Origin of the sequence: Streptomyces sp. NBC_01635 (assembly GCF_045209715.1) — a bacterium.
Classification (GTDB): Bacteria; Actinomycetota; Actinomycetes; order Streptomycetales; family Streptomycetaceae; genus Streptomyces; species Streptomyces hirsutus.
The window spans coordinates 7,790,482-7,815,739 of sequence record NZ_CP109277.1 but is presented as its reverse complement, the minus strand read 5'-3'; the positions used below and the strand labels follow the sequence as shown (position 1 = coordinate 7,815,739).

The following is a 25,258-nucleotide window of genomic DNA, read 5'->3' as shown; positions in this document are numbered from 1 at the left end:
GGGGGAACAGCGAGTTGTTCCCCTTCCTCATACGCCTGCCACCTGCTGCCGTGCGGCGCGTTCGGCCTTGTCCAGCCAGTCGGTGTACCAGCGGGCGAAGGTGACCGGCCTTCCCTCGGTGTCCAGGAGCGGCTCGAGGTCGGCGTCGTCCACTCGGGGATCGGACCAGACCGTGCCGCGGTGAGGGCCGCTGATGACCAGCCATTCCCGCAGGGCACAGCCCAGGTGACAGATCACGATGGCTCCGGCGGTGCGCGCGGGGGCGAACATGACGGCTTCCCACCGCTCGTCCCAGGCCTCGACGGCGTCGTCGAAGTCCTCGATCTCGTCGAAGTCCTCCTCTTCGGGGCGCTCGGCCGTGAGCGCGTCGAGGAGTTCCGGGTCCGGGCCCTTCTCGGGGAACAGCTGGGCCAGCGTGGAGAGGTCCGCCAGGTCGGCGCCGTCGCCCTCCCAACGCCAGCGGCCCCGCACGCGCCGTGCCGGGAAGAGACCGTAGGCGGGGCCCGCGCCGCCCGCACCCACCTGGGTGAGGAACGTCCGGTACTCCGCGGGCAGGCTTACGCCCAGCTGGGTTTCCAGCTCCGTGAGTTCGTCTTCGGTAAGCGGCTCCTCCAAGGTCCAGTGGTGTCCGTGCGAACCGAACACCTCGCTGCCCGCCGGCAGCGCGCCCAGCGCCGCGACCCGCTCCCGCACCCCGGCCCACCTCTGATCAACCATGCGCAGACCCTATGTACCCCCACTGACACAACGGTCTGGGTGGCCTTCCGCGCGGGCGGTCGACTCAGGACGGCTCAGGACGGCCATCGCCAGAAAAGCGTCGTCGGTCGTCGCCCTCTGCCAAGTGCATGCCATCAACTCGGCGCTGGGCGCCGCCGATCGCCGCCTTGCCCAGTGGCAGAGCGCACTCGACAAGCTGCCCGAGGGCAAGGCCGTCGATCTCGGCACGTTGACCAAGTCGTTCCCCGGCGTCGACGACCATGGCGGCATCTTCCGTACCCACCTCGAACTCGCCACCCTGGACATTGCGTTGAAGCGGCGGGTCGTAGTCCTGCAGGCCGTCGAGCACGCCCAGAGCGACCCCGGCAACCTGTTCGAGAACTTCACCCGCGCGCTCAAGCGCGACCAGCAGCGCCTCGACGAACTGGAGTCGAGCATCGCCGGTGGCCTGGGTCGCCTGTCGACGCTGGAACTGGCCCGCCCGCACGGTTTGCGGCCCGTCTTCACGACCGCGGAAGTCGATCGCCTGATGCGCGCGGCACACCGGATTCACCAGCTGGGTGACGGCGTCGTGGTCGACAGCCGCGCGACAGACGTGGCGATCGAGATGGCCCGCGACGAGGACGGCTCGGTGGTCGTGTTCCCGGCGCTGCCCGCGTCGGCGTAGGCGCGCTCGCACTCACCGGTCGGGGAGCCACAGGATGACATCCCAGGATCGTGCGAGTCCGCTGTGATCGCACCGCCCGGGTAGTTCGTGGCAGGTGGTCGGCTCACATGGCGCCGACCACCTGCGGGCCGTCCGGCGTGTGCGTCACACCGGCAGCGCGTGCAGCTTGCGGCCGTGCAGGGCGAGGACGCGCCTGCCGTCGGTGGCCATCGGCCAGGCCGGACACCGTCCGTTTCAGACCGGCCCCCGGCACCGGCGCTTCACGGCGTCGGAGGTGGCGTCGTCCTGCAGTCGGGCACGCCGTCGAGCCACGCCGCTCCCTTGATGTAGATGTTGGTCACCCACGCCTTGTAGTCCGGCAGGTACGACCATACGTCGTTGGTGTAGCCCTCGGCGGTGACCGGTTCGGCGTGCTTCTGGCAGTGGACGCGGATGGTGGTGGAGTACGGGAAGGCGTAGACGCGGGCGGCCCTGACGGAGGGTTCGGACTTGGTCCACACGTCGGTGCCCCAGGTCTGGTGAATGTGACCGGTGACGGGCCCGGTGTTGACGCGGACGGCGCCGAAGTAGTCGCCGTTCAGGCGGACGTCACTGACCATGAGCCTGGTGCCGGATTCCTTGGCCTCGACCATCTTGCCCGCGCCCAGGTAGAGGGCGATGTGGTGCAGGTCCTGCGGGGCGCCCCAGGCGAGCAGGTCGCCGGGGAGCAGCGGGGCCAGGCCCTGGGCGGCGGTGAAGCGGGCGGCGGCGCGGTGCGTGTAGTACTGCTGGCTGGCGACACCGTTGAGGATGTCGGAGCCCGCTGCCTTGGCGTACGCGTGGCGGACCAGGCCCGAGCAGTCGAAGCCGAGCCGTTCGGGGTCGTGTTCGCTGTCCGGGTCGGTCGGGTCGATCTGGCCGTACGTGGCGCCCGGCTGGGCGCCGTGCCCGCCGCCCCACGTGTACCAGGTGCCGGCCGCGACCTCGGCGCAGGCGGCGGCGATCGCGCGTTCGGCCGCCGCGGAGGCTCCGGGTGCGAGGACGCCGCACGCGTCGGCGGCCGAACGCTGCGCGGGTGCCGCGGTGTTCGCGGTGGCGGCGGACACCGGCGCCCAGAGGAGGAAGGCCAGTAACGCGATCAGTGTGTGGATGGAACCGGTCCGGCGGACCATGCCAGGACCCCCGTTTCCTGTGGGTGGTGAAGGGAGTGGTCGCACAGCAGCCTGCTGGCCGTGCCTCGCGGTTGTCGAGATCCGGGCGTCGCCTCCCGCCGATGGGCAACGGGAAACACCTGGGAAACCCCTCTTCGAGCAGGTGAGTCCCCGTCACCCCCGGACGTCGCAGGGCGCCCCGTCGGAAAGGGGGGTGCCGGGCAGGAGCTTCGCGCGCTCGTCCGCACCGATGCCCGCGCGCAGCCGGCAGACCTCCGCCAGCCGGGCCCCGGGATCGAGGTCCCACAGCCGTGCGGTGCCGTCCGTGCCGGCGCTGGCCACCGTGCGCCCGTCGGGAGCGAAGGTCACGCTCCACACCGCGTCGGTGTGGCCCGTCAGCGTCGCCCACGGACGCCGTCCGGCGACGTCCCACAGGCGCACCGTACGGTCGTTGCCGCTGCTGGCGAGCGTGCGGCCGTCGGGAGCGAAGGCGATGCCCCGGGTGGAGCCGATGTGACCGGTCAGGACGGCCTCGGAGCGGCGTTCGCGGACGTTCCACAGCCGTACGGTGCCGTCGTTGCCGCTGCTGGCCAGCGTCCGCCCGTCGGGAGCGAAGGTCACGCTCCGCACTGCGCCGGTGTGGCCGTTCAGCGTGCCGAGCGGGCGGTGCGAGGAGACGTCCCAGAGCCGTACGGTCAGGTCGTCGGCGGCGCTCGCCAGAACCCGGCTGTCGGGGCTGAAGGCGACGCCGTTGGCGAAGTCCGTGTGGCCGGTCAGTGTCGCCAGCGGCGCGCGCTTCGTCACGTCCCACAGGCGTACCGTGCGGTCGGCGCCGGCCGAGGCGAGACTTCGGCCGTCGGGGGCGAAGGCGAGGGAGTAGACCTGCCCGGTGTGGCCGGTCAGGGTCGCCAGCGGCCCACGTGCGGCCACGTCCCACAGCCGGATCGTGCCGTCGGAGCCCGCCGATGCCAGGGTCCGCCCGTCGGGCGCGAAGGACACCGAGAAGACCGCCTCGGTGTGGCCCCGGAGCGTCGCCAGGAGCCGGCGCCCGCCCACCTCCCACAGACGTACCGTGTGGTCGGCGTCGGCGGTGGCCAGCAGTCTCCCGTCGGGGCTGTACCGGGCCTGCCAGACCTCCGTGAACGGACGGGCCGTCAGCGCCGGGCCGCCGAGGTTCCACAGGACCACGGACCGGTCGAAACCGGCCGTGGCGAGCAGGGTGCCGGCGGAGGTCACGGCCGCCCCCATCACGTAGTCGGTGTGACCGGCGAGCACGGCGGTCTGCCGGCCGCTGCGGACGTCCCACAGCCTGGTCGTCCCGTCGCCGACCGCGCCGACGACCGTGGCGCCGCCGTGCGTGTACGCGACGGCGTTGACGTCGTCGCTGCTCCCGGACAACGTCGCCCTGAGCCGGCCGCCGCGCACGTCCCACAGCCGTACGGTCCGGTCGATGCCCCCGGAGGCCACCTTCCGGCCGTCCGGGGAGAACGCCACGCCCAGCACTTCGTCGGTGTGCCCCTCGAGTGCGGCAAGGAGTTGGGCCCGGTCTGTGTCCCACAGCCGCACGACCCGGTCGGCTCCGGCGGAGACCAGGGTCCGGCCGTCGCGGGCGTGATCCAGGGCGTTGACCGTTCCCTCGTGCCCGCTGAGGGAGGCGGTGACGCGGGGCGTGCGCGCGGTGTCCCACAACTGGATCGGCCCCTGCGCGGTCGCGACGGCGAGCCGGTGCCCACGGGGGTCGAAGGACAGTGCCCGGGCACCTTTCGTGCTGTCGGCGAGCACGGCCTTCCTCCGGCGTTCGGCGACGTCCCAGAGACTCACGGGCCCGCGCGTCGACGTCGCCGCGAGGGTGCGGCCGTCGGGGCTGAAGGCGATCGAGCGGACGGGCCCGGACACGGCGAACGTGGCGGTCGTGCGGCGGTCCGACAGCCGTCGCAGGGTCACCGTCCCGTCGGAACTGGCTGTCGCCAGGGACCGGTCGTCCGGTGCGAAGGCCACCGCGTTGACCGGCCCCCGGTGACCGCTCAACCGGCCGGTGAAGGGCTGGGACTGCGTGCTCAGCAGCGCGCCGCGCGCTTCGGCGGTGGTGTGGGCCCGGTAGGCCTCCCCGGCCAGCAGTATCGACGCCTCCGGCCGGCCCCCGGCGAGTGCCTGGGAACGCACGGCGAGTGCCTGGGAACGCGCGACGCGTTCCTGGTCGAGGGCGCTCTCGCGCTGCTGGTAGGCGAGGCCTCCGGCGGTCAGGGCGAGCCCCAGCAGGACGACGAGCGTGGCGAGCATCGACTGCCGGAGCCGGACCTGGCGTCTGGCCTGCCTCTCATGGCCTTCCTGCTCGGCCAGGCTCGCTCCGAGGAACGCTTCCTCGCCGGGGCCGAGCCGGCTCCAGCCGTCCAGTTCGTCGGCCCAGGAGCGCACGGTGCTCAGCCGGGTGCCGCGGTACAGCGCGGACGGGTCACGGCCTTCGCGCTGCCATTCGGCGGCGGCGTGCGCGAGTTGCTGGTGGAGGAGCAGCCCGGCGCGGTCGGCGTGGATCCAGTCCCTCAGCCGTGGCCAGGCGTGCAGCAGGGCCTCATGGGTGATCTCGACCGTGTCGCTGTCCATGGTGACGAGCCGGGCCCGCACGAAGGCGTCGAGCGCGGCGGCCGCGCCGTCCGCGTCGGCGAACTGCTCCATCAGGGCGGCCCTGCTCGTCCGGCGGCGGGTCGCCCCGCCGCCGTCCGCGACGTACACCAGTCGGGACAGGACGCGGCGGATCGTCTTCTGCTCGGCCGGATACAGCCGGGCGAAGACGTTCTCGGCGGTCCGCGCGATCGCGCCCCGGATGCCGCCGGCCCGCTCGTACCCGGCGACGGTCAGCGCGGACTCCTCGCGCCGCTGCCAGGTGGCCAGCAGGGCGTGGGAGACGAGGGGGAGTACGCCGGAGGGTGTCACGTCGGCTCCGGAACCGGCGTCCTTCCCGCTGCCCCTCGGTGTGCTGCCGGGCGGTGTGCCGCCCGGCTCGTCGCGCAGTCCCGCGTCGCGCAGGAGCAGGGGCACCAGGCCCGGTTGGAGCGTCAGGCCGGCGAGTTCCGCCGGTCGGGTGATGGACTCCCGCAGCTCCGCCACGGACATGGGCGGCAGCACGAACAGCCCGTCGGTGAGGACCGGGGCCAGTTCGGGAAGGTCCAGACAGTTGCCGGTGAAGTCGGCCCGGACGCCCAGCACCACGACGGTGGGGCCGTGTGCGCTCTCCTCCGGCCGGGAGGCCGCCAGCGCGCAGAGCACCCGGACGAAGGAGCGCCGTTCGTCCTCGTCCGCGCAGAGGGTGAAGAGCTCCTCGAACTGGTCGACGATCAGCACCGATCGACAGGGCGGGGGCCGGCGTTCCCCGGACGGCTCCGGCGGATCGCCCACCATCGCGCGTACGGCGTCCAGCACCGCGTCGGGATTCTCGCGCACCTCCTCGACGGTGACGGCGAGGTCCCCGCCCACCGTTTTCGCGGTGCGTTCCAGGAGCTCGTCCAGGGGCCGCGAGGTGGGGGTGAACGTCACCACCGGCCACCGGTCGGCGCCCGGCATCGGGAAGTCGCCGCGCCGCAGGGCGGGCACCAGGCCGGCGTTGAGCAGGGACGACTTTCCCGCGCCCGAGGGGGCGACGAGCATCAGCGGGCCGCTTCCCACCCGTTCGAAGACCCGTTCCACCAGTGCGGCCGTCGCGCGCTCCCGGCCGAAGAACCAGTGCGCGTCCTGCGGGGTGAACGCCGACAAGCCGCGGTACGGACACACCTCGTCGAACCGCCGCTCGAAAGCGGCGGCCTCGGCGCCGCTCCCGCTGTCGGCGGGCAGTCTCTCCTGTACGAGCCTGAGCAACTCCCCCTCGGCGCCCAGTACGCGGTCACAGATACGGGCGACGTCGGCGGTCGCCCGCTTCGTGCCGGTCTCGATCTTGCTGAGGTAGCCCTTGCTGTAATGCGTCTGCCGTGCCAGGTCGGTCAGCGACAGGCCACGTGCCTGTCTGAGTCGTCTCAACTGCGCGGGAAAGGAGTGCGTGGTCAGCGCGTTTTGATCCTGCCCGCTTTGGTGGTCGGCTTCCTGCCCGTGCTGCGGATCTCCCACGGTGTCCCCCATGCAGTACGGCCGTGAGACGGTGGACGGCCAGATTACTGCCGGGGTGATGAGCGCAGCCAAACCTTTCCCCCGTGTGGCGTAAACACGAACGTCCGGAACCACGGAGCGGTTCCGGACGTTCGTTCCCGTCGCACGGACGGAAGGGTCAGCTCAGGAAGGCCCCGCAAGCGCTGCGGGCCACCCACCGGTGCGAGGAGATGGTGTCGTTCGCGTTGACACCGTTGGTGAACCGGTTGTCGGTCAGGTTGTCGGCGTAGAGCTCGCCCGGCGCGAGGCAGGCGTGGCCGCCGCCGAAGCCGGAGTTCTCGTAGAACGCGACGTGGTCGAGGCCACCGGTGAAGCCGCGGTTCATGACGGATGTCGCCCTGTCCTGCGAGCCGACCCACCAGTCGCTGTTGCCCGCGGAGCGGATCAGTTCGGCGCCCGAGCAGTCCAGGTCCTCCCAGGCGTACATGTTGCCGTTGCGCGGCCCCCACTTGCTGTCGCAGCCCGGTCCGGCGACGGTGTTCCCGGCCGCCTGCGAGGTGGTGGCGGGTACGACGACGCCCAGGGCGGTGAGCCCGAGGAGGGCGGCCGTGACGGTGAACTTGCGCATGCTGTTTCCCCTCGTTTTCTCTGACGATTCCTCTGACAATGTGGTGCGTTGGCGGTGGTGCGTTGGCGGTGGTGCGTCGGTGTCGGCGCACCGGGCCGGTGGCCCGGCGTGCCCTCACCGGGGGCGGTGTCCGCCCAGGAGCAGGAAGTGGTCAGCCTCGCTCCGGAACGATGCGCACCGCCCGGTCGTAGGCCCGCTGACCGAGGTGCCGGTAGGTGTCGATGTCCTTGCCGAACCGGTCGCGCAGGCGGTCCAGGTAATACGTCTCCCGCGCCGTGGCCACGGCGCGCAGGGAGGTCTCGCGGGCACAGGTCGCGTCGGCGACGGCGGTCTTCCGCTCGGCGGTGAACGCCTCGCCGGCGCGGGTCGCACCCAGCCGGACGGCGTTGGCCCGGACGGCTTCCCGGGCCGCCTGGGGGTCCTCGTAGGGCCGGCCCGCCCTCTTCATGCACCGGGACCAGGCCCGTACCGCCGCGGTCAGGTGACGGTCTTCCATCAGCTCCTTGCCGTAGAGGGCGTTGAGGCCGGTGGCGATCTTGCCGGTGCGGTACCACTCGGCCGGGTCGCCGTAGAGTGCGCGCTCGGCCTCCTCCGTGCAGCCGCCGACGCGTTTGCGCATCTCCCCGCCGCCCGGCAGCGGTGCCGTGAGCATGCGGGCGCCGCCGCCGCCGTCGAGCGCGGTGTCGAAGGCGACGCGCCGGGCCGGGGAGAGGTTTTGGCGGTAGGTTCCGTTGGGGTTGCTCTCGCGGACGCGCAGGCTCTTCACTTCGATCCGGCCGCCGTACCCGTACGTGCGGGCCCAGGCCACGTCGTCCTGCACGTAGCGCACCGGGCGGCTCTCCCGGAGCGTCAGGCCGCGGTCCTCCCAGTAGGTGAAGCCCTGGCGGTGCATGCACTGCTTGGTCAGGCGTTGCTGCGCGTCGGCGACGCGCAGTTCCTGTTGCCAGGTCAGCGCCCGGGGACGCGGACGCGGATCCTGTGGTGCCCGGCCGTCGCCGCCGTCACCGCCGTCGCCGCATCCGGTCGTGACGACCGCCACGACCGCGCACAAGGACACGAGTGCACGTCTCATGGACCCAACCTCCCTTCGCTGCCGCTTGCCGACGAACCCAGACTTGCCCCGCTGCCGACGGAGGTCGACGGGTTTCCTGTTGCCCGCCGGGCGGCTGCCCGGGAAACAAGGCGTGAGCAGGGGAAACGCGGGGATGGAGGCAACGCGGTGGGGACGGTCGGAAGGGTGTGGGTAGCAGTGCGGGTGAGGAGCGGCCCCCTCACCGCGTCGCGATGCCGCCCGGCTCGTCCGCAGCAGCCGCACCTGCTGTCCGAAACACCGGAGGATGCCCGTCGCCTGCTCGCCGTTGGCCGTCAACGGCGCCTTCCCACCTCACCCCGTCCACGCAGACGCGCCCGTACAGAAGTCCTCCGTACGGCACGCGATCCCAATGCCGGCGCTTTAGTGCATCGGTGCAGGTGGAGTACATGCTGAAGATGGTTCTGGGTGAGTAGCCGCCCAGGGTGCACGGGGAGCTCCCCCCTGTCGAACCAATGACCTGGGGGGATGCCGCCGGGCCTGCGAGGCGCCATTGGAGACGCTGATGAGAGGTCTGACTACCGCCCCCCGCCAGGTGCAATGCCCGGCAGTACACGGGCGGCACGTCTGCATGACGTGGATGCGCGCACGACGCCAACGCCCAGGCCGGCACACACGACATCCGTTCGGGAGGACGGCGTGAACGACAGCGACGAGATAGGCGTCTTCCTCGGCCTGGACGTCGGCAAGAGCGCCCACCACGGCCACGGTCTCACCCCGGCCGGCAAGAAGGTCTTCGACAAGCCCCTGCCCAACACCGAACCAAAGCTGCGGGACGTCTTCGAAAAGCTGAAGACCAAGTTCGACACCGTCCTGGTGACCGTCGACCAGCCCGCCTCCATCGGCGCCCTCCCGCTGACGGTCGCCCGCGACACCGGCTGCAAGGTCGCCTATCTGCCGGGCCTGTCCATACGACGGATCGCCAACCTCTACCCCGGCGAGGCCAAGACCGATGCCCGCGACGCGGCCGTGATCGCGGACGCGGCCCGGACCATGCCCCACACCCTGCGCTCGCTGCACCTCACCGACGAGATCACCGCCGAACTGACCGTGCTCGTCGGCTTCGACCAGGACCTCGCCGCCGAGGCCACCCGCACCTCCGACCGGATCCGCGGCCTGCTCACCCAGTTCCACCCCAGCCTCGAGCGGGTCCTCGGCCCGTGCCTGGACCACCCCGCGGTGACCTGGCTGCTGGAACGCCACGGCTCCCCGGCCGCACTGCGCAAAGCCGGGCGCCGCAAGCTGGTCGAAGTAATCCGGCCCAAGGCCCCGCGCATGGCGACACGACTGATCGACGACGTCTTCGAGGCACTCGACGAACAGACCGTCGTGGTCCCGGGCACCGGCACCCTCGACATTGTGATCCCCTCCCTGGCCCGCTCGCTCGGCACCGTCCACGAACAACGACGGGCCACAGAAGCCCAGATCAGCGTCCTGCTGGAGGCACACCCTCTTTCGAAGGTCCTGACCTCGATGCCGGGGATCGCGGTCAGGACCGCCGCCACACTGCTGGTCACCGTCGGCGACGGCACCAGCTTCCCCACCGCCGCCCACCTGGCCTTCTACGCCGGCCTCGCCCCGACCACGAAGTCGTCCGGAACGTCGATCCACGGCGAACACGCACCACGGGGCGGCAACCGGCAGCTCAAACGCGCGATGTTCCTGTCCGCGTTCGCCGCCCTGCACGCTCCCGCCTCCCTCACCTACTACGACAGATGCCAGCCAGAGGAAAGACCCACACCCAAGCCCTCCTCCACCTCGCCCGACAACGCATCAACGTGCTGTTCGCGATGCTCCGCGACGGCACCTTCTACGAACCCCGAACCCCACGCCCCGCTTGACGAAAGACATAGAAGCACCCCGATCTGATGATGTGGCAGATGATCTCGGGACATGGCAACGGGGCTCTCGATAGGACAGAAGATCAACCAAGATCCGACTGCCTGCAAGGGAGCCCAGTTGGGCGCTCAGTCCGCCATCGCTTCGGCCTCACCCAGGGGCCCGGCTGAGGATCACCGACGCGGACGGCTTGCGGCTCACCTGCTTCGCCACCCACACCGCCGGCCGGCCAATCGCCGACCTCGAACTCCGCCACCGCCTCCGGGCCCGCGCAGAGGACCGGATCCGGGCCGCCTGGGCCACTGGGCTGCGGAACCTGCCCCTGCATCACACCGCCCAGAACCACATCTGGCTCGAGACCGTCCGGATCGCGCTCGACCCTACTGGCCTGGATGCCGATGCTCGCGCTGACCGGCAAGACCCGGCTCTGGGACCCCGCCGCCTGTGACTCCGGCTGTTCGCCTCGGCCGGACAACTCGCCTCCACCGGCCGTCGGCGAATCCTCCGCCCCGCCCGGCACTGGCCCTGGACCAGCCACATCACCACCGTCCTCGACCGACTCACCCAACTCCCAAACCCTGGCTGATCAGCAGATTCCCCGCCTCGACAACAGCATCGCCCGACTCGGAGCAGTGGAACCCGGCGCCCACCCGAGGCGACACTCGGGCCGCCGCCCTGCCCACCCTCAGCCCAGCACACGAAAACGGTCCACCGACTCCTCCGGCAGACCATCACGAAAGATCGAGGCCAGTCGGACTCCGCGGACGCGGGCACGCAAGATTGCGACAACAGGGCCTCCTGGAACCGCTCGGTGGCTTCAACAACCCCGAGCTACCAAGAGGCCCTGCCTTCACGCTCCGACCGCACCGCGATCACCCGATCAGGAACCTTGTTCGACCAGGCAAGCCCACTGATCGAAAAGCGGATACCTTCTCAGGTTACTGGCCCGGCGCCTGGACCGGCGTCTCGGCCGGCGTCTGGACCGGCGTCTCGGCCGGCGTCTGGACCGGCGTCTCGGCCGGCGTCTCGGCCGGCGTCTCGGCCGGCGTCTCGGCCGGCGTCTCGGCCGGCGTCTCGGCCGGCGTCTCGGCCGGCGTCTCGGCCGGCGTCTGGACCGGCGTCTCGGCCGGCGTCTGGACCGGCGTCTCGGCCGGCGTCTCGGCCGGCGTCTCGGCCGGCGTCTCGGCCGGCGTCTCGGCCGGCGTCTCGGCCGGCGTCTCGGCCGGCGTCTCGGCCGGCGTCTCGGCCGGCGTCTCGGCCGGCGTCTCGGCCGGCGTCTCGGCCGGCGTCTCGGCCGGCGTCTCGGCCGGCGTCTCGGCCGGCGTCTCGGCCGGCGTCTCGGCCGGCGTCTCGGCCGGCGTCTCGGCCGGCGTCTGGCCAGCCTGCTGGTTGACTGGCCCGGTAATGATTGAACCAATTATTTGGTTCACGTTGTTGGTTGTCTGGTTGATAACCTGGTTCACCACCGTTGACGGCAGATTGAGGCTTTGCGCCTTGGCTCGTGCGGCCGCTGCGCCCTGCGCCCTCGCCTGCTCCTGGGAGGCACCTCGGCTTATAGCAGCTTGCGCTGCACTCGTTCCGGCTGCTACGGCAGCGGACGCCTGTGCTGTGCTTCCTGTGGATGCCCCTCCTGCAGATCCCATGCAGGCCATGGAACCCACGGAGAAGGGCTCTGCGCCCCTGACGACCATTGGTCCAATACGGCCGTCAGGAGAAGAACGTGCGGTCTCCCTACCAGGGGAGACGGTGAAGTTCCCGTTGGGAGCGAAACCCTCTCCTGTCAGAGTGCCCCCCACGACCCGGCAGGTTTGATTCGGGACAGCGGAGGCCGGCTCCACAACGCCGGCAACCATTCCTCCGACCAGCACAGCCGTCACGGCGGCACCCAGCACTGCTTTCCTTCGCATGAAACTCTCCTTTGCCTGTATTTCAACTCGACTTTGCCTGTGTTTCGACTCGCCAAATGGAGGCATATCCACCCGGACAACAGAACCCTAACTCGGCTACTCCACTGACGCATCTAGGGTTGCAAGCACCAGTGGCGAGCATTAATCTGACCGCATTCAGCTTGGGAGCGCTTCTGCGCAACTCCTGGGTTGATTGATGAAACTAGCAGGATGTTTCCGTGACCGTCACCAGCCCGCTCTGACCTGCTACGGATAGGTGACGAGTCAGCCTTCCCCGGAAGCTTCAGTTACCCATGAGGAAATCCGGCTAACGTGAGGCCTGAAATTTTGACACTGTGGCCACTGCCGGAGGCAGCCGACCAATGCACGCCTACGGCGGGGACAGAGTGCGGATTAAATCTGTTGCAACAGTGGCGCCACAGCAGGTTCCTTCGCTGTTCTCGAAGTTGAAGGTGACACTGCATGCACCGACCCCGCCCTCGACGCGAGAGGTGTCGAAAAATTCAATTGACCGATTAACCAATGCATCAGGATGCGAAACGATTCAGTTCCATACGTCAGGGTAACGGTATGAGCAAGGCGACTTTACGAATCTTTTCTGTTGTCGCAGCAACCTGCCTCTGCGTAACTGCAGGTATTTCAGCCGCTCCGGAGAGTGGGGCGCACACTTGGCCGCTGCATGGCCGGATCGAGCCTGCGGAGTCGACTCTCAAGTGTTACAGAACCATCCAGAACCCGTATTCAGTTGTGTGCTATCGACTTTCACGCAGGCCACTAAATGAAGGCGGGAGGATCATTTTTGTTCCCTTCCTTGTCCAAGTTCCCACGCCCTCGAATCCTCCACTGATGATAATCGTCGACAAAATCCCATCGACCTGACGACGATATTTTTTATGGTGTCTCACTCTCGTCGGCGTCAAAGGAGATACACACGATGACGCACCGCAGCGGGCCTGGTGCTCGGCGCCCAGTCCGCCTGGAGCGGTACGCGGTACGCGAGCCAGCCGGGCTGAAGGCTCTCGATTTGCAGCAACGGCTCGGATCATGCCGCGTTGAGCCGCCATGGCTCATCCAACCTGCAGTTCGATGGTCCACCGGTGCCGTCCCAGTCGCTGCGAGGTCTCGATGCCCTTACGGGCGATGCGGTGCCGGATGCTCCCGCCGCGGCCGGCGTCGGCGCCGGCCGCGGCGGGAGCGGATCGGGGGTATGCCTTTCACGAGCGGGATCAGGGCCTAGTTGTCGTGGACGTTGGCGCCCGAGATTCCGATGGGCAGGGGCAGACCGGTCCGCTCTGTGATCAGGTGGACCTTTAAGCCGTACTCCTACGGAACGGTCCGCCTCCCGGGGCTGCTCGCCCTGCTGTACGGCCCCAACCCCCCGGCGTTCACCTGCATCGAGGAGATCGACCACGGGCTGCATCCACAGGCCCTGGAACTCGTCGTGCAGCGACTGCGCGAGGCCGCCGAGCGGACGCAGTTCATCGCGGTCGCCCACTTACCCGCGCTCGTCAACCGGCTGCGTCCGGAGGAGTTCGTCGTCTGCGACCGCGACGAGGACGGCGCCTCGATCATCCCCGCCCTCACGGTCGACGAGGTGAAGGGCATCGTCGAGGAGTCCGGTGAACAACCGCTCGGGGAGCTGTGGTTCTCCGGGGTGCTGGGCGGCGACCTCACCGGGGGTGAACTGTGACCTCGAAGGGGCGGCAGGGCGGCGGGCGTGCGTCCCGGGCTCCGGAACGGGGCGTCATCGTGCTGGCCGGCGAGGACCGGAACGACTGCGAGATCCTGGCCGCGCTCATACGCGCCCACCGGCCCGACCTCGGCGCGGCGGCCAAGCTGGTCCGCATCAACGACCCGGTACGGCTGCGCCGGAAGTCCGGCCCGGTTCTCACCGCCGCCGTAGGGGCGCTGGTCGGCAAGGCACGGGCCAAGGAACGCCAGCAGCAAGCCGAGTTGCTCGGTTTCGTCGTCCACGAGGACCTGGACGGCTACACCGACGCCCAGTACGACCGGATCCGCAACACGCTGACCGCCGAGTTCGCCCGCCAGTCCCCGCAGTCCCGGACGGCACTCGCGCTCGCCGCCTGGGAGAGCGAGGGCTGGCTGCTGCTCTTCCCGGACGCCTTCCCGCACGTCCGTCCGCGCTGGAAGGTCCCTGCCCCACTGCTCGACAAGGACACCGGCCGCGTCAAGGGCACCAAGGAGGAGCTCAAGCTAGGGCTCGGCCTGCCGGTCTTCCGGAAGAGCGACGGCCCCGCGGTCGCCCGCGTCAGGGCCCCTGTCTTCCTATCCCCTTGCCGGTCTCCAACCGCCCCTTTATGGTTTCTCGTATGGGATCTCTGTGAGGATGAGGATGCGCGGCGTTGAGCTGGACTCCGTCGCCGCATCCAGCAGCGTGCTCGTGACGCGTCACTGATACACGCCACCGCCCGGCCGGTTCCGTCGGCTGTGGTGATGTCCGCGTCGTCCCTCCACGGCCGTTTCGCCGAGCGCGCTCACGCATTCCCTCATCCTCATGGTGCATCAGGAGACACGCGTGCCAATTGCGCAATTCGCGTTGCATGACATCACCAAGCGCTACCACGACCGCGTCGTGCTCGACCGGGTCGGCTTCAGCCTCAGGCCGGGCGAGAAGGTCGGCGTGATCGGTGACAACGGTTCCGGCAAGTCCACGCTGCTCAAGGTTCTCGCCGGGCGCGAGCAGCCCGACAACGGCCTGCTCACCGTGGTCGCCCCCGGCGGCGTCGGCTACCTGGCGCAGACGCTGGAACTGCCGCTCGACGCCACCGTCCAGGACGCCGTCGACCTGGCCCTGTCCGACCTGCGCGAGCTGGAAGCGGCGATGCGCCGTGCCGAGGCGGAACTGGCCGAGCACGACACGGACCGCCACGCTACGGACGGCCCCGACACGGACGGCCCCGCATCCGAGCTGTCCGCCGCCCTCCAGCGCTACGCCGGCCTCGTCGAGCGGTATCAGGCCCGTGGCGGCTACGAGGCCGATGTGCGGGTGGAGGTCGCGCTGCACGGTCTCGGGCTGCCGAGCCTGGACCGCGACCGGAAGCTCGGGACCCTCTCCGGCGGCGAGCGCTCCCGCCTCGCCCTCGCGGCGACGCTGGCCTCGGCGCCGGAACTGCTGCTGCTCGACGAGCCGACCAACGACCTCGACGACCGGGCGACGGAATGGCTGGAGGAGCACCTGCGGGGCCATCGCGGCACCGTGGTCGCGGTCACCCACGACCGGGTCTTCCTCGACCGGCTCACCACCACGATCCTGGAGGTCGACTCCGGCCGCGTCACCCGCTACGGCAACGGCTACGAGGGCTACTTGACGGCCAAGGCCGTGGAACGCGAGCGGCGGCTGCGGGAGTACGAGGAGTGGCGCGCCGAACTCGACCGCAACCATGGGCTGATCGCCTCCAACGTGGCGCGGATGGACGGCATCCCGCGCAAGATGTCCCTCTCCGTGTTCGGTCACGGTGCGTACCGCAGGCGCGGGCGCGACCACGGCGCGATGGTGCGGATCCGCAACGCCAAGCAACGTGTGGCGCAGTTGACCGAGAACCCGGTCCCGGCCCCCGCGGCCCCGCTGTCCTTCACCGCCCGTATCGACACCGCGGGCCCGGAGGCGGAGGAGACGGAGGAGGCGGTGGTCGAACTCACCGACGTGCGCGTCGCGGGCCGGCTCGCCGTCGCCTCCCTGAGTATCCGGCCGGGCGAGCGACTGCTGATCACCGGTCCCAACGGTGCGGGCAAATCGACCTTGTTGCGGTTGCTCTCCGGGGAACTGGAGCCGGACAGCGGATCGGTGCGCGTCGGCTGCCGGGTCGGGCACCTGCGGCAGGACGGGACGCCCTGGTCGCCCGAGCTGACCGTGCTGCGGGCCTTCGCCCACGGCCGGGACGGCTACCTGGAGGACCATGCCGGGAAACTGCTCTCCCTGGGCTTGTTCAGCCCGTCCGACCTACGGCGACGGGTGAAGGACCTGTCGTACGGGCAGCGGCGCCGGATCGAGATCGCCCGGCTGGTGAGCGACCCGATGGATCTGCTGTTGCTGGACGAGCCCACCAACCACCTCACCCCGGTACTGGTGGAGGAACTGGAGCAGGCGTTGGTGGACTACCGGGGTGCCGTGGTCGTCGTCACCCACGACCGCCGGATGCGGTCCCGGTTCACCGGTGCCCGGCTCACCATGGACCACGGGCGCGTCGTCGAGTTCAGGGCGAGCTGACTCCTCCGTCCCACCCCGGATCCGGTGTGGTGCTGCGGGCCCGGATGACCGAGCCGAGCCGTCCGGGAGCGTCTTCGCCCTGCTGCGGGCGAAGGCGCTCCCGACCGGTGTCGCGGCCGATACCGGGTGCGGCGCATCGAGGGCACCCCGTCCCGGCCTCCGCCGCCGCCGAAGACTTCCCGGAATTCACCACCGAGCAGGGGGACGCAGCCACCCGCGTCGTCCCGTGCTCTTGGGCGCGCTCGAAGCGCACTGACCCGCGGACGGCACGCCGCCGCTTCTTCCGCGTGCCGTTCGGGGAGCTCGACGACCGACGGTGCACGCGGAAAAGGCGGTGGCGCGTCATCCACTCCCCCTACGCCATGGCAAGGTCCTGACATGCGACGCATCCTGCTCACCCTCGCCACGGCGGCGGCCCTGACCGGTTGTTCGGTCTTCGGCCAGGACGCCTCCTGCACCCAGGCGGACATGGACTCCGCGGTCGCCGTGATGTGGCGGCCCGCCGACTTCGGCGGCACGGACGCGGCGGTGATCCGCGTGTGCGTGGAGGACAGGTGCGAGGAGCGGAAGTCCGGCGACGCGGACAACCCGATCGCAAGGGTGTCGGTCCGGCTTCCGGACGACATCGGCGCCGTCACCGTCCCGGTGTGGCTGAAGGTGACGGCGGCGCGGGACGACCGGGTCGTCGTGGACGACAGCCGCCGCGCACGGTTGACGGAGCAACACCCCAACGGCACTTCGTGCTCGCCCGTGGCATGGACGGCGGCCTTCCGCGCCGACCCCGCCAAGGGGCTCACCTCACCCGAGGGTCTGTCCCTGCGATGAGGTGATCCGGGTGAGCCGATGCCTGGACCGCCGCACCACGGATGGGTCCGGGCTGGACCGGAGCCACCCGGCCCGCCCCCGCACGGCACGGCACGGCACGGCACGGCGACAGAAGAGCCGGTGTTCACGTCCAGTAGGTGCGCCCTCCCTCCGCAAGGAAGGCGGAAACCGAGGTCGCCGGCCGACCCCGTGCCGAGCTCTCCGCCCCACGAGGACTCCACCGCTCGCCCGGCATCCGCCACGCGTCCCTCGTCGTGGCGCCGCGATCACGACGGATAGCACGACGGGCAGCCGGTATTCGAGAGGGTCCCGGTGGCCCGAGCTCGTTCACATCATGTCCATAACCCGCTGCCCTTGCTGGCCGGGGTTGGGCTTCGCTACACAGAGGGCAGGAAGAACAGAACGCAGGACACCTCAGCCCAAGGACAAGTGCCGCCTCCGCTCGCCCCGATGGACCACTCGCCCGTGCCGCCCACGGCGCGCACCACCCCGACGAGGAGCCGCCACGCCATGTCCGACAACAGCACCCCCGAAAGACCGGGTTCGGCACCAGCACCGAACCCGGAACCGGCGTCCTCGCCCCCGCTCCCCTCCACACCGCCCTCGACTCCCCCGGACCCCCAGGCCTTTCAGGCCTTTCAGGCTCCGAGGCCGATGGCCGGCCGCCGCCCGGGGTCAAGACGGCGCACCCTCGTACTCGCCGTCATCGCCGCCGTCATCGTGGCATTCCTCGCCGGTGGCGGTGTCACCTGGTGGGTGCTGGGCGAGGAGGACGACGACGTGAGGGACCACGTCGAGGTCTCGGGCGGCGAACTCGTCGCCGACGACAGCGACGACGCGTACTGCGACGACGACGACATCTACTCGTACAACGACTGCGACACGGACCCCGACGAAACGTACGAGTTCAGCTACCGGATCACCAACAAGGGGGACGGGCCCGCCAACTACTCCGTCGTCGTCAACGCCTTCGACGAGGAAGGCGACTTCGTCGGCCAGACCTACGTCGGCACGACTCACCTGGCCGCCGGCGAAACCGACTCCGACGAGGGCGAGTTCAACGAGTACAGCGATTTCGAGGGGAAAAGCGAGCTGTCCGACATCGCGTCCGTGAAGGTCGCCCACGCGGAACGCATCGCTCTGGCCAACTGACCGCCGCGCCTGGCCGGCCCGGTCCTGCGGCACCTTCCCCGCGAACCGCCGGCCTCCGGCATCGCGTCCTCCTGTGCGGTCGGTCCCGCGGCCGGTCCTGGTGGGGCTCGCCTACTTGTGCTGCAACCTGCCCAGCGGACTGGGGTCTTCGTCCAGCGCGGTGGCCGCGGCCTTCCAGCCGGTGTCCTCGGGGTACAGGGCGCTGTGCAGGAAGGCCGCGGTGAGCTTCTGGATCAGCGCCACGCGCGCGCGGGGTTCTCGTCCGTCGTCGCGGCGGCCCCGTACCCGTAGATCCTTCCGAGCGAGTGCTCCGCCCCGAACAGCGTGAGCAGGCTCTTGCATCCCGGGCGGACCTCGTCATCGCCGTCCACCACCGGATCGCCGCCTGCGCCGAAGCGGGACCGCCCTGCCGGTGGCCGACGCTCCGGGTGCCGTACCAGCGGCCATGTGAGCGTGTCCTGGCCGGACTTGCCGGAAGGGTCCGGCAGATTCGTAACGGAGGCCGCTCCACGTCACACTGGGCGGCCAGATGCGTTCGGCCTCGAACCCGCTCCGGGAGTGCTCGTGGAACTGTTGGCGGCCGGGATGATCGTCGGTGCGCTGATCTCGGTCGTGACCGCGCCCGTCGGGGTCTCCGGCGCGGTGTTCCTGCTGCCGGTCCAACTCAGCCTGTTCGGTGTGCCGAGCCCGGCCGTCACTCCGACCAACCTCCTCTACAACGTCGTCGCCGGCCCGGGGGCCCTGTGGCGTTACCGCCGGGACGGGGCTTTGCGCGGTCCGCTCGCCCGGCGGCTGGTTCTCGGTACCGTCCCGGGGGTGGTGATCGGTGCGGTGATCCGGGTCTTCGCGCTGCCGAGTCCGGCCGTCTTCCGCCTCTTGATCGCCGCGCTCCTCGTACCGCTCGGGCTGTGGCTGTGTGCCAGGACCCTCCGGCAGGGCTCCTTGCGGCGGGACTCGCGGCAGGCTCGTCCCCACGCCGAACCGTCCGGCCGGACCGTGAGCACCCTCGCCCTCGCCGTCGGGGTCATCGGCGGCGTGTACGGCATCGGCGGCGGCTCCCTGCTCGGCCCGATCCTCGTGGGCCGGGGCATGCCCGTCGGCCGTGTCGCGCCCGCCGCTCTCGCCTCGACGTTCGTCACGTCCCTCGTCGGCGCGGCCGCCTTCGCCCTTCTGGGGCTCGTCAGCCCCGGCGATGTCGCACCGGACTGGGGCCTCGGCCTGGCCTGCGGACTCGGTGGTCTCGTCGGCGGCTACCTCGGCGCCCGCCTCCAGCCCAGGCTCCCCGAGACCGCGCTACGCCTCACCCTGGGTACCCTCGCCGTCGCCCTCGGGACGCTCTACGCCATCCAGACGCTGCGCTGACCGCCGGCTCAGCCACTCAGCCGCTCACCCGCACTGTCCGCCGCCATCGCATCGGATCGCATCGCATCGCATGGAGGGCTACTCCGGCAGGTGTGCCTCCGGGTCGTCCGGGCGATGGCCGGGGAAGCCCGAGCGGGTGGCCGTCTCGTGCTGCACCCGCAGGAACTCCAGGTGCCGCTCGTACTGGTCGAGGCCGTCGGCGATGAGCTGTTCCTTGGTGTAACCCATCACGTCGTAGTCCTGGTTGCCCTCGGCGAGCCGGACCTCGAAACGTACGTAACTGTCGTGCGTGCTGACCGACCGGGTGGCGAACGCGGGGGTCGGCAGCTCGACGGGCCAGACCTCGTAGAGGAATTCTTCGCTGGGGCCGATCGGTACCCGCAGGCCGACGTGGGGAAGGCCGTTCTCCTCGGCGATGCCTTCCAGGACCTCCGCCTCCGCTCCTTGCTCCCGCAGCTCCTGGGCGACCTCCTGGAAGGCGGGACGGCACACGTGGTCGACGAATCTCACGGCCGCCCGCCTGCCGGGGAACGCCATCGTTCGTGCCAGCCGGTGCCGCCAGGTCGGCGCCCCCGGCAGGCCGTGCTGCGCCATACGTCCGGAGAGCCTCCCGGGCAGCGTGGCGATTCTCGCCTCCGCCCGCATCCGCTCGGTACGCAACGCCAGATAGAGCCCGGCCATGATCAGGAACATGACGAAGGAGAAGGGCAGACCCATGATGATGGTGGCGTTGGTGAGCGCATGCACACCGCCCACGATGAGCATGGCGAGGGTGAGCAGCCCTGTCGCCACCGCCCAGAAGATGCGCAGCCACGAGGGAGCGTCGGTCACCGGGGTGGGCAGTTCGGCGCTGAGGTTGCCCATGACCAGGGCCCCGGAGTCCGCGGAGGTGACGTACAGCAGCAGCCCGACGAACGTCGCGAGTCCGGCGCTGAACAGGAACCCCGGGTACTGTGCCAACAGGTTGTAGAAGCCGTGCTCAGGGGTGTTCATGGCCGTTTCGCCGAACTCGGTGTTCCCGCCGCGCACCAGGAACAGGGCGCTGTTGCCGAAGATCGACAGGAAGAGGCCGGTGAAGAGGAACGGGATGACCAGCGTCGCCGCGATGAACTCGCGCAGGGTGCGGCCGCGGGAGATGCGGGCCAGGAAGAGCCCGACGAACGGCGCCCAGGCGATCCACCAGGCCCAGAAGAAGAGCGTCCACGCGTCCAGCCACTCGATGGGCTGGTCGTAGGCGAAGGTGTTCAGGGTCATCGACGGGAAACGGCTGATGTAGTCCCCGACGTTCTGGACCAGGGCGTTGAGCAACCGGAACGGTTCACCCACGACCAGGATGTAGAGCATCAGCAGGGCGGCGAGGAGGACGTTGAGCTGCGACAGCCGCCGGATGCCCTTGTCCACGCCGGACGCCGCGGACACGGTGGCCATCGCCACCGCGACGACGATCAAGGCGGTCTGCGCGGAAAGCCCCTCCGGCACGCCGAAGAGGACTTTCAGTCCGTAGTTCAGCTGCACCACGCCGATGCCGAGCGTCACGCCGATGCCGAACACGGTGCCGATGATGGCCGCCAGGTCGACGGCGTCACCGATCCGCCCGTGGATCCGGCGGCCGATGATCGGGTAGAGCGCGGAGCGGATCGCGAGCGGCAGCCGGTACCGGAAGGAGAAGTAGGCGAGCGCCATGCCCATCAGCGCGTACATGGCCCAGCCGGTGATGCCGTAGTGGAACAGGGTCCACACCACGGCCTGCCGGGCGGCCCCGAGCGTCTGCGGGTCGCCCTGCGGCGGCGCGAGGTAGTGGCTGACGGGTCCGGAGACCGAGAAGAACATCAGGTCGATGCCGATGCCCGCCGCGAACAGCATCGACCCCCAGGTGAAGAGGCCGTAGTCGGGCTTGGAGTGCTTGGGGCCCAGCTTGACCGTGCCGTACTTGGACACGGCGATGAAGACGACGAACAGCAGATACAGGGTCGCGGCGAGGAAGTAGTACCAGCCGAACCAGCGGGAGATCTTGCCGACCGCCACTCCGATGACCGTTTCCGCACCGGAGGGGGTGATGATCGCCCAGATCGAGATCGCGAGGACGAGGAGGGCCGCCCCGAAGAAGACCACGGGTTTGAGCCGGACCGTGCCCATCGGTACTTCCTCTGCCGCCATCTCCTCCAGCGCCGTTCCGGGGTCGTTCTCTCCAGCGGTCGACACGGGCGTCTTCCTCCTTGGCTGAGGGCGAGGATGTCTGCTCCCGGCGGCATCCGCCGCGGGCCGTGGGGCTCGGGAGACCTCTTGTCATCGCTCGAGCGCCCGGGGCGCAGGGGACGAGGCGGTGTCCTGGTGGCCCGGTGCCCCCGGCCGGGACCGACCGGACGTGTCGCCCTCCGGGCAGCCGTTCACGCGCACACGCGCGGCGGCCAGCCCTGCGGGAGGCCGCGGACCGGTCACCGCGCTGCTGCCCGGCCGGTGGGCCCAGGGCTGCCGGTGAGCAGGTCGGCGGCGCGTTCGGCGGCGAGCAGGACGGTCACCATGGGGTTGATGGTGGGCATCGTCGGGAACACGGACGCGTCGACGATGCGCACGCCCTCGACGCCGCGCAGTCTCAACTCCGGGTCGCAGACGGCCATCGGGTCGTCCGCCGCGCCCATGCGGCAGGTGCCCGCCGGGTGGTAGACGGTGTGCGCCGCGCGGCGCCCGTACTCCGACAGGCCGGCGTCGGAGGTGACGTCCGGGCCGGGCGCGACCTCGCGGACGAGCCAGCCGCTCAGGGGATCGGTCGCGGCGATCTCGCGGGCGATCTTCAGCCCCTCCACGACGGTGCGTTCGTCGTGGCCCTCGGGGTCGGTGAAGTACCGGAAGTCCAGGGCGGGGTGCTCGGCGGGGTCGGCGCTGCGCAGCCACATGCGGCCGGTGGAGCGGGCACGCGGCACGTTCGGCGTCATGCACACCCCGTGCTCCGGAACGGGGTAGCCCAGGCGTTCGGTGTTGACGGTGAACGGCACCTGGTAGAAGTGGAACATCAGGTCCGGGCGCGGCTGGCCGCGGTCGAGGCGCAGGAACAGGCCTGCGTCGGAGTCCATCGCGGAGTTGGGCGGCAGCGGGCCGTCGGTCTCCCAGACCATCACGGACTCGGGGTGGTCCAGCAGGTTCTCCCCCACGCCCGGCAGGTCGGCCCGCACCTCGATGCCCAGGCCGCGCAGGTCGTCGGCCGGGCCGATGCCGGACAGCATCAGCAGGCGCGGGGTGTCGATGGCGCCGGCGCACAGCAGGAGTTCGCGCTCGGCGCGCACGGTGGCGGGCTCGCCGTCGGCGCCGAGGACGGCGACGCGGGTCAGCCTCCCCGACTCGTCGTCGAGCAGCCGGTGGGCCCAGGTCTCCAGGAGGAGGGTGAGGTTGGGGCGGTCCAGGATCGGGTGGAGGTAGGCGACGGAGGCGGAGGAGCGCAGGTTGCCCTCCGGCTCGTAGGCCAGGGAGAAGAACCCGGTGCCGTCGGCGAAGGGCTCGGCGTTGAAGTCGTCGACGACGGGGACGCCGGTCGCGCGGGAGGCGGCGGTGACGAAGTCCTTGGCGATGGGATTGCGGTCGGCCTCGGCCACCGGGACGATCCGGGTGAGCAGCCGGTCGCGGTAGGGAAGGATCGTCGCCGGGTCCCAGCCGGTGCAGCCGTGGGCCACCCAGTCGTCCAGGTCCTGCGGCAGCGGCAGGAAGCTGATCAGCGTGTTGTGGGAGGAGCAGCCGCCGAGTACGCGGGCACGTGAGTGCAGGATGTGGGAGTTGCCGCGCGGCTGCTCGACGGTGGTGTAGCCGTAGTCGAACTCCGAGCCGAGCAGGTTGATCCAGTTGCGCAGGCGCAGGATGCGGTCGTCACCGACGTCGCTGGGGCCGCCCTCGATGACGCAGACGCGGCAGTCGGGGTCCTCGCTCAGGCGGGCGGCGAGCACACAGCCGGCGGTGCCGCCGCCGACGATGACGTAGTCGTAGGCGGACTCGGCGCCGTGCGGGGTGGTGGGGGCCATGGGATGCCTTTCTTCGGCAGCCGTCGGGTGGGGGAAGGAGCCGTCGGGTGGGGGAAGGGCGGCGGGAGGGCGGTGTTCGCGCCCGGTCAGCCCTTGAACCAGCCGGAGGGTGCGGGCGCGAGGTTCTGGTAGATGTGCTTGGCCTCCTGGTACTCGCGCAACCCGGTGGGGCCCAGCTCGCGCCCGACGCCGGAGCGGCCGAAGCCGCCCCACTCGGCCTGCGGTACGTAGGGGTGGAAGTCGTTGATCCACACGGTGCCGTGCCGCAGCCGCTGGGCGACGCGTTGGGCGCGGCTCGCGTCGGAGGTCCACACGCCGCCGGCCAGGCCGTAGCGGGTGTCGTTGGCCAGTTCCACCGCCTCGTCCTCGGTGCGGAAGCGCTCGAGGGTGACGACCGGTCCGAAGACCTCGTCCTGGACGATGTTCATGGACCGGTCGCAGTCGGCGAAGATCGTTGGCAGGAGGAAGAAGCCGCTGCTCAGCGCCGGGTCGTCGGGGCGGGTGCCGCCGGTGACGAGCCGTGCGCCCTCCGCCTGCGCGGAGGCGATGTGGCGTTCGACCTTGTCACGGTGCTCGGCGGAGCTGAGCGGGCCGCTCTCGGTGCCCTCCTCCATGCCGTTGCCGAGGCGGATCGCCCGGGCGCGCTCGGCGAGGGCGTCGACGAACCGGTCGTGCAGCGAGTCTTGGACCAGCAAACGTGAGCCGGCGGAGCAGACCTGCCCGGAGTGCAGGAAGGCGGCGTCCAGCGCGTAGTCCACGGCGGCGTCGAAGACGGCGTCCTCGAAGACGATGTGGGGGTTCTTGCCGCCCAGTTCCAGGGCGATGCTCTTCGGCCCCCGGGCGGCGGCGGCCATGATGGCGCGTCCGGTGGCCAGGCCGCCGGTGAAGGACACCAGGTCGACCTCGGGGTGATCCGTCAGGGCGGCGCCGACGGTCGCCCCGGAGCCGAGCACCAGGTTGGCGACGCCGGGGGGCGCGCCGGCCTCCTCGATCAGCCGGATCATGGCGATCGTGGTGAGCGGTGTGACCTCGCTGGGCTTGAGGACGAAGGTGTTGCCGGCCGCCAGCGCCGGCGCGACCTTCCACGAGGCCTGCAGCAGCGGATAGTTCCAGGGGGCGATGAGCGCGCACACCCCGATCGGCTGGTAGACGACACGGCTGAGGACGTCCGGGCCCACGTCCACGACCCGGCCGCCGTCCTTGCCCGCGAGTTCGGCGAAGTAGCGGAAGGCATTCGCCACGTCCTCCACGTCGAAGCGGGACTCGGTCAGCGTCTTGCCGGTGTCGAGGGTCTCGGTGCGGGCGATCTCGTCCCGGTCGCGCAGCAGCAGGTCGTGGACGCGCAGCAGGAGGTCGGCGCGGTGACGGGTGGGGGTGTTCGCCCACTCCTCCTCGTCGAAGGCACGCCGGGCGGCGCGCACCGCGCGGTCCACATCGGTGGCGTCCGCCTCGTCGACGGCGGTGATGACGGAGGCGTCGTACGGGTTGACCACCTCACGCCGTCCGCCGGCCGCGGCCTGTGTCCACTCGCCGTCGATGTACAGCTCGCCCACCGCGGGGCCTCCTTCGCATCCGGACGGTGCCGACCGGTCTGCCGGTCGGCACCATGGCCCATGGTGCGGTCGGCGGCCC

The 25,258-nt window shown here is 70.5% G+C and carries 14 protein-coding genes and 6 pseudogenes; 9 read left to right on the top strand and 11 right to left on the bottom strand.

Going from position 1 to position 25,258, the window contains the following annotated elements:
• Positions 1 to 27: 27 nt before the first annotated feature.
• Positions 28 to 717 carry an SMI1/KNR4 family protein gene (locus OHB56_RS36140; RefSeq protein WP_326755927.1) on the bottom strand — a complete coding sequence of 230 codons (690 nt, stop codon included), beginning with the start codon at positions 715 to 717 and terminating at the stop codon, positions 28 to 30.
• A 124-nt stretch (positions 718 to 841) separates the two neighbouring features.
• Between OHB56_RS36140 and OHB56_RS36135 the strand changes: the two are divergent.
• Positions 842 to 1,384 (top strand): annotated as a pseudogene (locus OHB56_RS36135) (hypothetical protein); the annotation flags it as partial.
• Between the two features lie 260 nt (positions 1,385 to 1,644).
• Here OHB56_RS36135 and OHB56_RS36130 read toward each other — a convergent pair.
• From OHB56_RS36130 to OHB56_RS36115, 4 genes are all read right to left on the bottom strand, one after another.
• A complete protein-coding gene (locus tag OHB56_RS36130) occupies positions 1,645 to 2,535 on the bottom strand; it encodes a C40 family peptidase (protein ID WP_406358024.1) in 891 nt (296 codons plus the stop codon).
• 153 nt (positions 2,536 to 2,688) lie between these two features.
• Positions 2,689 to 6,621 (bottom strand): helix-turn-helix domain-containing protein, encoded by a 3,933-nt coding sequence (locus OHB56_RS36125; protein ID WP_406358022.1) that lies wholly within the window; start codon positions 6,619 to 6,621, stop codon positions 2,689 to 2,691.
• Between the two features lie 145 nt (positions 6,622 to 6,766).
• Positions 6,767 to 7,216: a peptidase inhibitor family I36 protein gene (locus OHB56_RS36120; RefSeq protein ID WP_326755924.1), complete on the bottom strand. Its 450-nt coding sequence runs from the start codon at positions 7,214 to 7,216 to the stop codon at positions 6,767 to 6,769.
• A gap of 151 nt (positions 7,217 to 7,367) precedes the next feature.
• Entirely contained in the window at positions 7,368 to 8,288 is a 921-nt protein-coding gene (locus tag OHB56_RS36115; protein WP_406358020.1) for a hypothetical protein, read from the bottom strand.
• A 657-nt stretch (positions 8,289 to 8,945) separates the two neighbouring features.
• On the opposite strand from OHB56_RS36115, the pseudogene OHB56_RS36110 reads away from it, so the two are divergent.
• Positions 8,946 to 10,147: pseudogene (locus OHB56_RS36110) on the top strand (IS110 family transposase).
• A 143-nt stretch (positions 10,148 to 10,290) separates the two neighbouring features.
• Positions 10,291 to 10,731: pseudogene (locus OHB56_RS36105) on the top strand (transposase); the annotation flags it as partial.
• Positions 10,732 to 11,083: 352 nt separating this feature from the next.
• Here OHB56_RS36105 and OHB56_RS36100 read toward each other — a convergent pair.
• Both OHB56_RS36100 and OHB56_RS36095 read right to left on the bottom strand, forming a co-directional pair.
• Positions 11,084 to 11,608 (bottom strand): hypothetical protein, encoded by a 525-nt coding sequence (locus OHB56_RS36100; RefSeq protein WP_406358018.1) that lies wholly within the window; start codon positions 11,606 to 11,608, stop codon positions 11,084 to 11,086.
• 1,517 nt (positions 11,609 to 13,125) lie between these two features.
• Positions 13,126 to 13,369, bottom strand: a pseudogene (locus OHB56_RS36095) (IS5/IS1182 family transposase); the annotation flags it as partial.
• A gap of 4 nt (positions 13,370 to 13,373) precedes the next feature.
• Here OHB56_RS36095 and OHB56_RS36090 point away from each other — a divergent pair.
• The 5 genes and pseudogenes from OHB56_RS36090 to OHB56_RS36070 form a co-directional block, all read left to right on the top strand.
• A pseudogene (locus tag OHB56_RS36090) lies at positions 13,374 to 13,742 on the top strand (AAA family ATPase); the annotation flags it as partial.
• On the top strand, positions 13,739 to 14,419 hold the full coding sequence (locus OHB56_RS36085) for a hypothetical protein (RefSeq protein WP_406358016.1): 681 nt from the start codon (positions 13,739 to 13,741) through the stop codon (positions 14,417 to 14,419). The pseudogene OHB56_RS36090 and the gene OHB56_RS36085, both read left to right, overlap by 4 nt.
• Positions 14,420 to 14,588: 169 nt before the next feature.
• A complete protein-coding gene (locus OHB56_RS36080; RefSeq protein WP_406358015.1) occupies positions 14,589 to 16,280 on the top strand; it encodes a TlrC/CarA/OleB/SrmB family ABC-F type ribosomal protection protein in 1,692 nt (563 codons plus the stop codon).
• 378 nt (positions 16,281 to 16,658) lie between these two features.
• A complete protein-coding gene (locus tag OHB56_RS36075; protein WP_406358013.1) occupies positions 16,659 to 17,105 on the top strand; it encodes a hypothetical protein in 447 nt (148 codons plus the stop codon).
• 654 nt (positions 17,106 to 17,759) lie between these two features.
• Positions 17,760 to 18,257, top strand: a complete 498-nt coding sequence (locus OHB56_RS36070; protein WP_406358011.1) for a hypothetical protein — start codon at positions 17,760 to 17,762, stop codon at positions 18,255 to 18,257.
• 111 nt (positions 18,258 to 18,368) lie between these two features.
• Here OHB56_RS36070 and OHB56_RS36065 read toward each other — a convergent pair.
• Positions 18,369 to 18,604, bottom strand: a pseudogene (locus tag OHB56_RS36065) (chlorophyllase); the annotation flags it as partial.
• Between the two features lie 238 nt (positions 18,605 to 18,842).
• Between OHB56_RS36065 and OHB56_RS36060 the strand changes: the two are divergent.
• Positions 18,843 to 19,619, top strand: a complete 777-nt coding sequence (locus OHB56_RS36060; protein WP_326757235.1) for a sulfite exporter TauE/SafE family protein — start codon at positions 18,843 to 18,845, stop codon at positions 19,617 to 19,619.
• 78 nt (positions 19,620 to 19,697) lie between these two features.
• On the opposite strand, the gene betT is transcribed toward OHB56_RS36060, so the two are convergent.
• The 3 genes from betT to OHB56_RS36045 all read right to left on the bottom strand — a co-directional run bounded on the left by betT (position 19,698) and on the right by OHB56_RS36045 (position 25,179).
• Positions 19,698 to 21,821 carry a choline BCCT transporter BetT gene (gene betT / locus OHB56_RS36055; RefSeq protein ID WP_326755916.1) on the bottom strand — a complete coding sequence of 708 codons (2,124 nt, stop codon included), beginning with the start codon at positions 21,819 to 21,821 and terminating at the stop codon, positions 19,698 to 19,700.
• Between the two features lie 233 nt (positions 21,822 to 22,054).
• Positions 22,055 to 23,626: a GMC oxidoreductase gene (locus tag OHB56_RS36050; RefSeq protein ID WP_326755915.1), complete on the bottom strand. Its 1,572-nt coding sequence runs from the start codon at positions 23,624 to 23,626 to the stop codon at positions 22,055 to 22,057.
• An 86-nt stretch (positions 23,627 to 23,712) separates the two neighbouring features.
• Positions 23,713 to 25,179, bottom strand: coding sequence for an aldehyde dehydrogenase family protein (locus OHB56_RS36045; RefSeq protein WP_406358010.1), 1,467 nt, complete (start codon positions 25,177 to 25,179; stop codon positions 23,713 to 23,715).
• Positions 25,180 to 25,258: the final 79 nt, after the last annotated feature.

Bases quoted from the DNA above. Each gene is read 5' to 3' on its own strand.
- OHB56_RS36140 (WP_326755927.1), bottom strand. From the start codon at position 717: ATGGTTGATCAGAGGTGGGCCGGGGTGCGGGAGCGGGTCGCGGCGCTG.
- OHB56_RS36130 (WP_406358024.1), bottom strand. From the start codon at position 2,535: ATGGTCCGCCGGACCGGTTCCATCCACACACTGATCGCGTTACTGGCC.
- OHB56_RS36125 (WP_406358022.1), bottom strand. From the start codon at position 6,621: ATGGGGGACACCGTGGGAGATCCGCAGCACGGGCAGGAAGCCGACCAC.
- OHB56_RS36120 (WP_326755924.1), bottom strand. From the start codon at position 7,216: ATGCGCAAGTTCACCGTCACGGCCGCCCTCCTCGGGCTCACCGCCCTG.
- OHB56_RS36115 (WP_406358020.1), bottom strand. From the start codon at position 8,288: ATGAGACGTGCACTCGTGTCCTTGTGCGCGGTCGTGGCGGTCGTCACG.
- OHB56_RS36075 (WP_406358013.1), top strand. From the start codon at position 16,659: ATGCGACGCATCCTGCTCACCCTCGCCACGGCGGCGGCCCTGACCGGT.
- OHB56_RS36070 (WP_406358011.1), top strand. From the start codon at position 17,760: ATGGCCGGCCGCCGCCCGGGGTCAAGACGGCGCACCCTCGTACTCGCC.
- OHB56_RS36060 (WP_326757235.1), top strand. From the start codon at position 18,843: ATGATCGTCGGTGCGCTGATCTCGGTCGTGACCGCGCCCGTCGGGGTC.
- OHB56_RS36050 (WP_326755915.1), bottom strand. From the start codon at position 23,626: ATGGCCCCCACCACCCCGCACGGCGCCGAGTCCGCCTACGACTACGTC.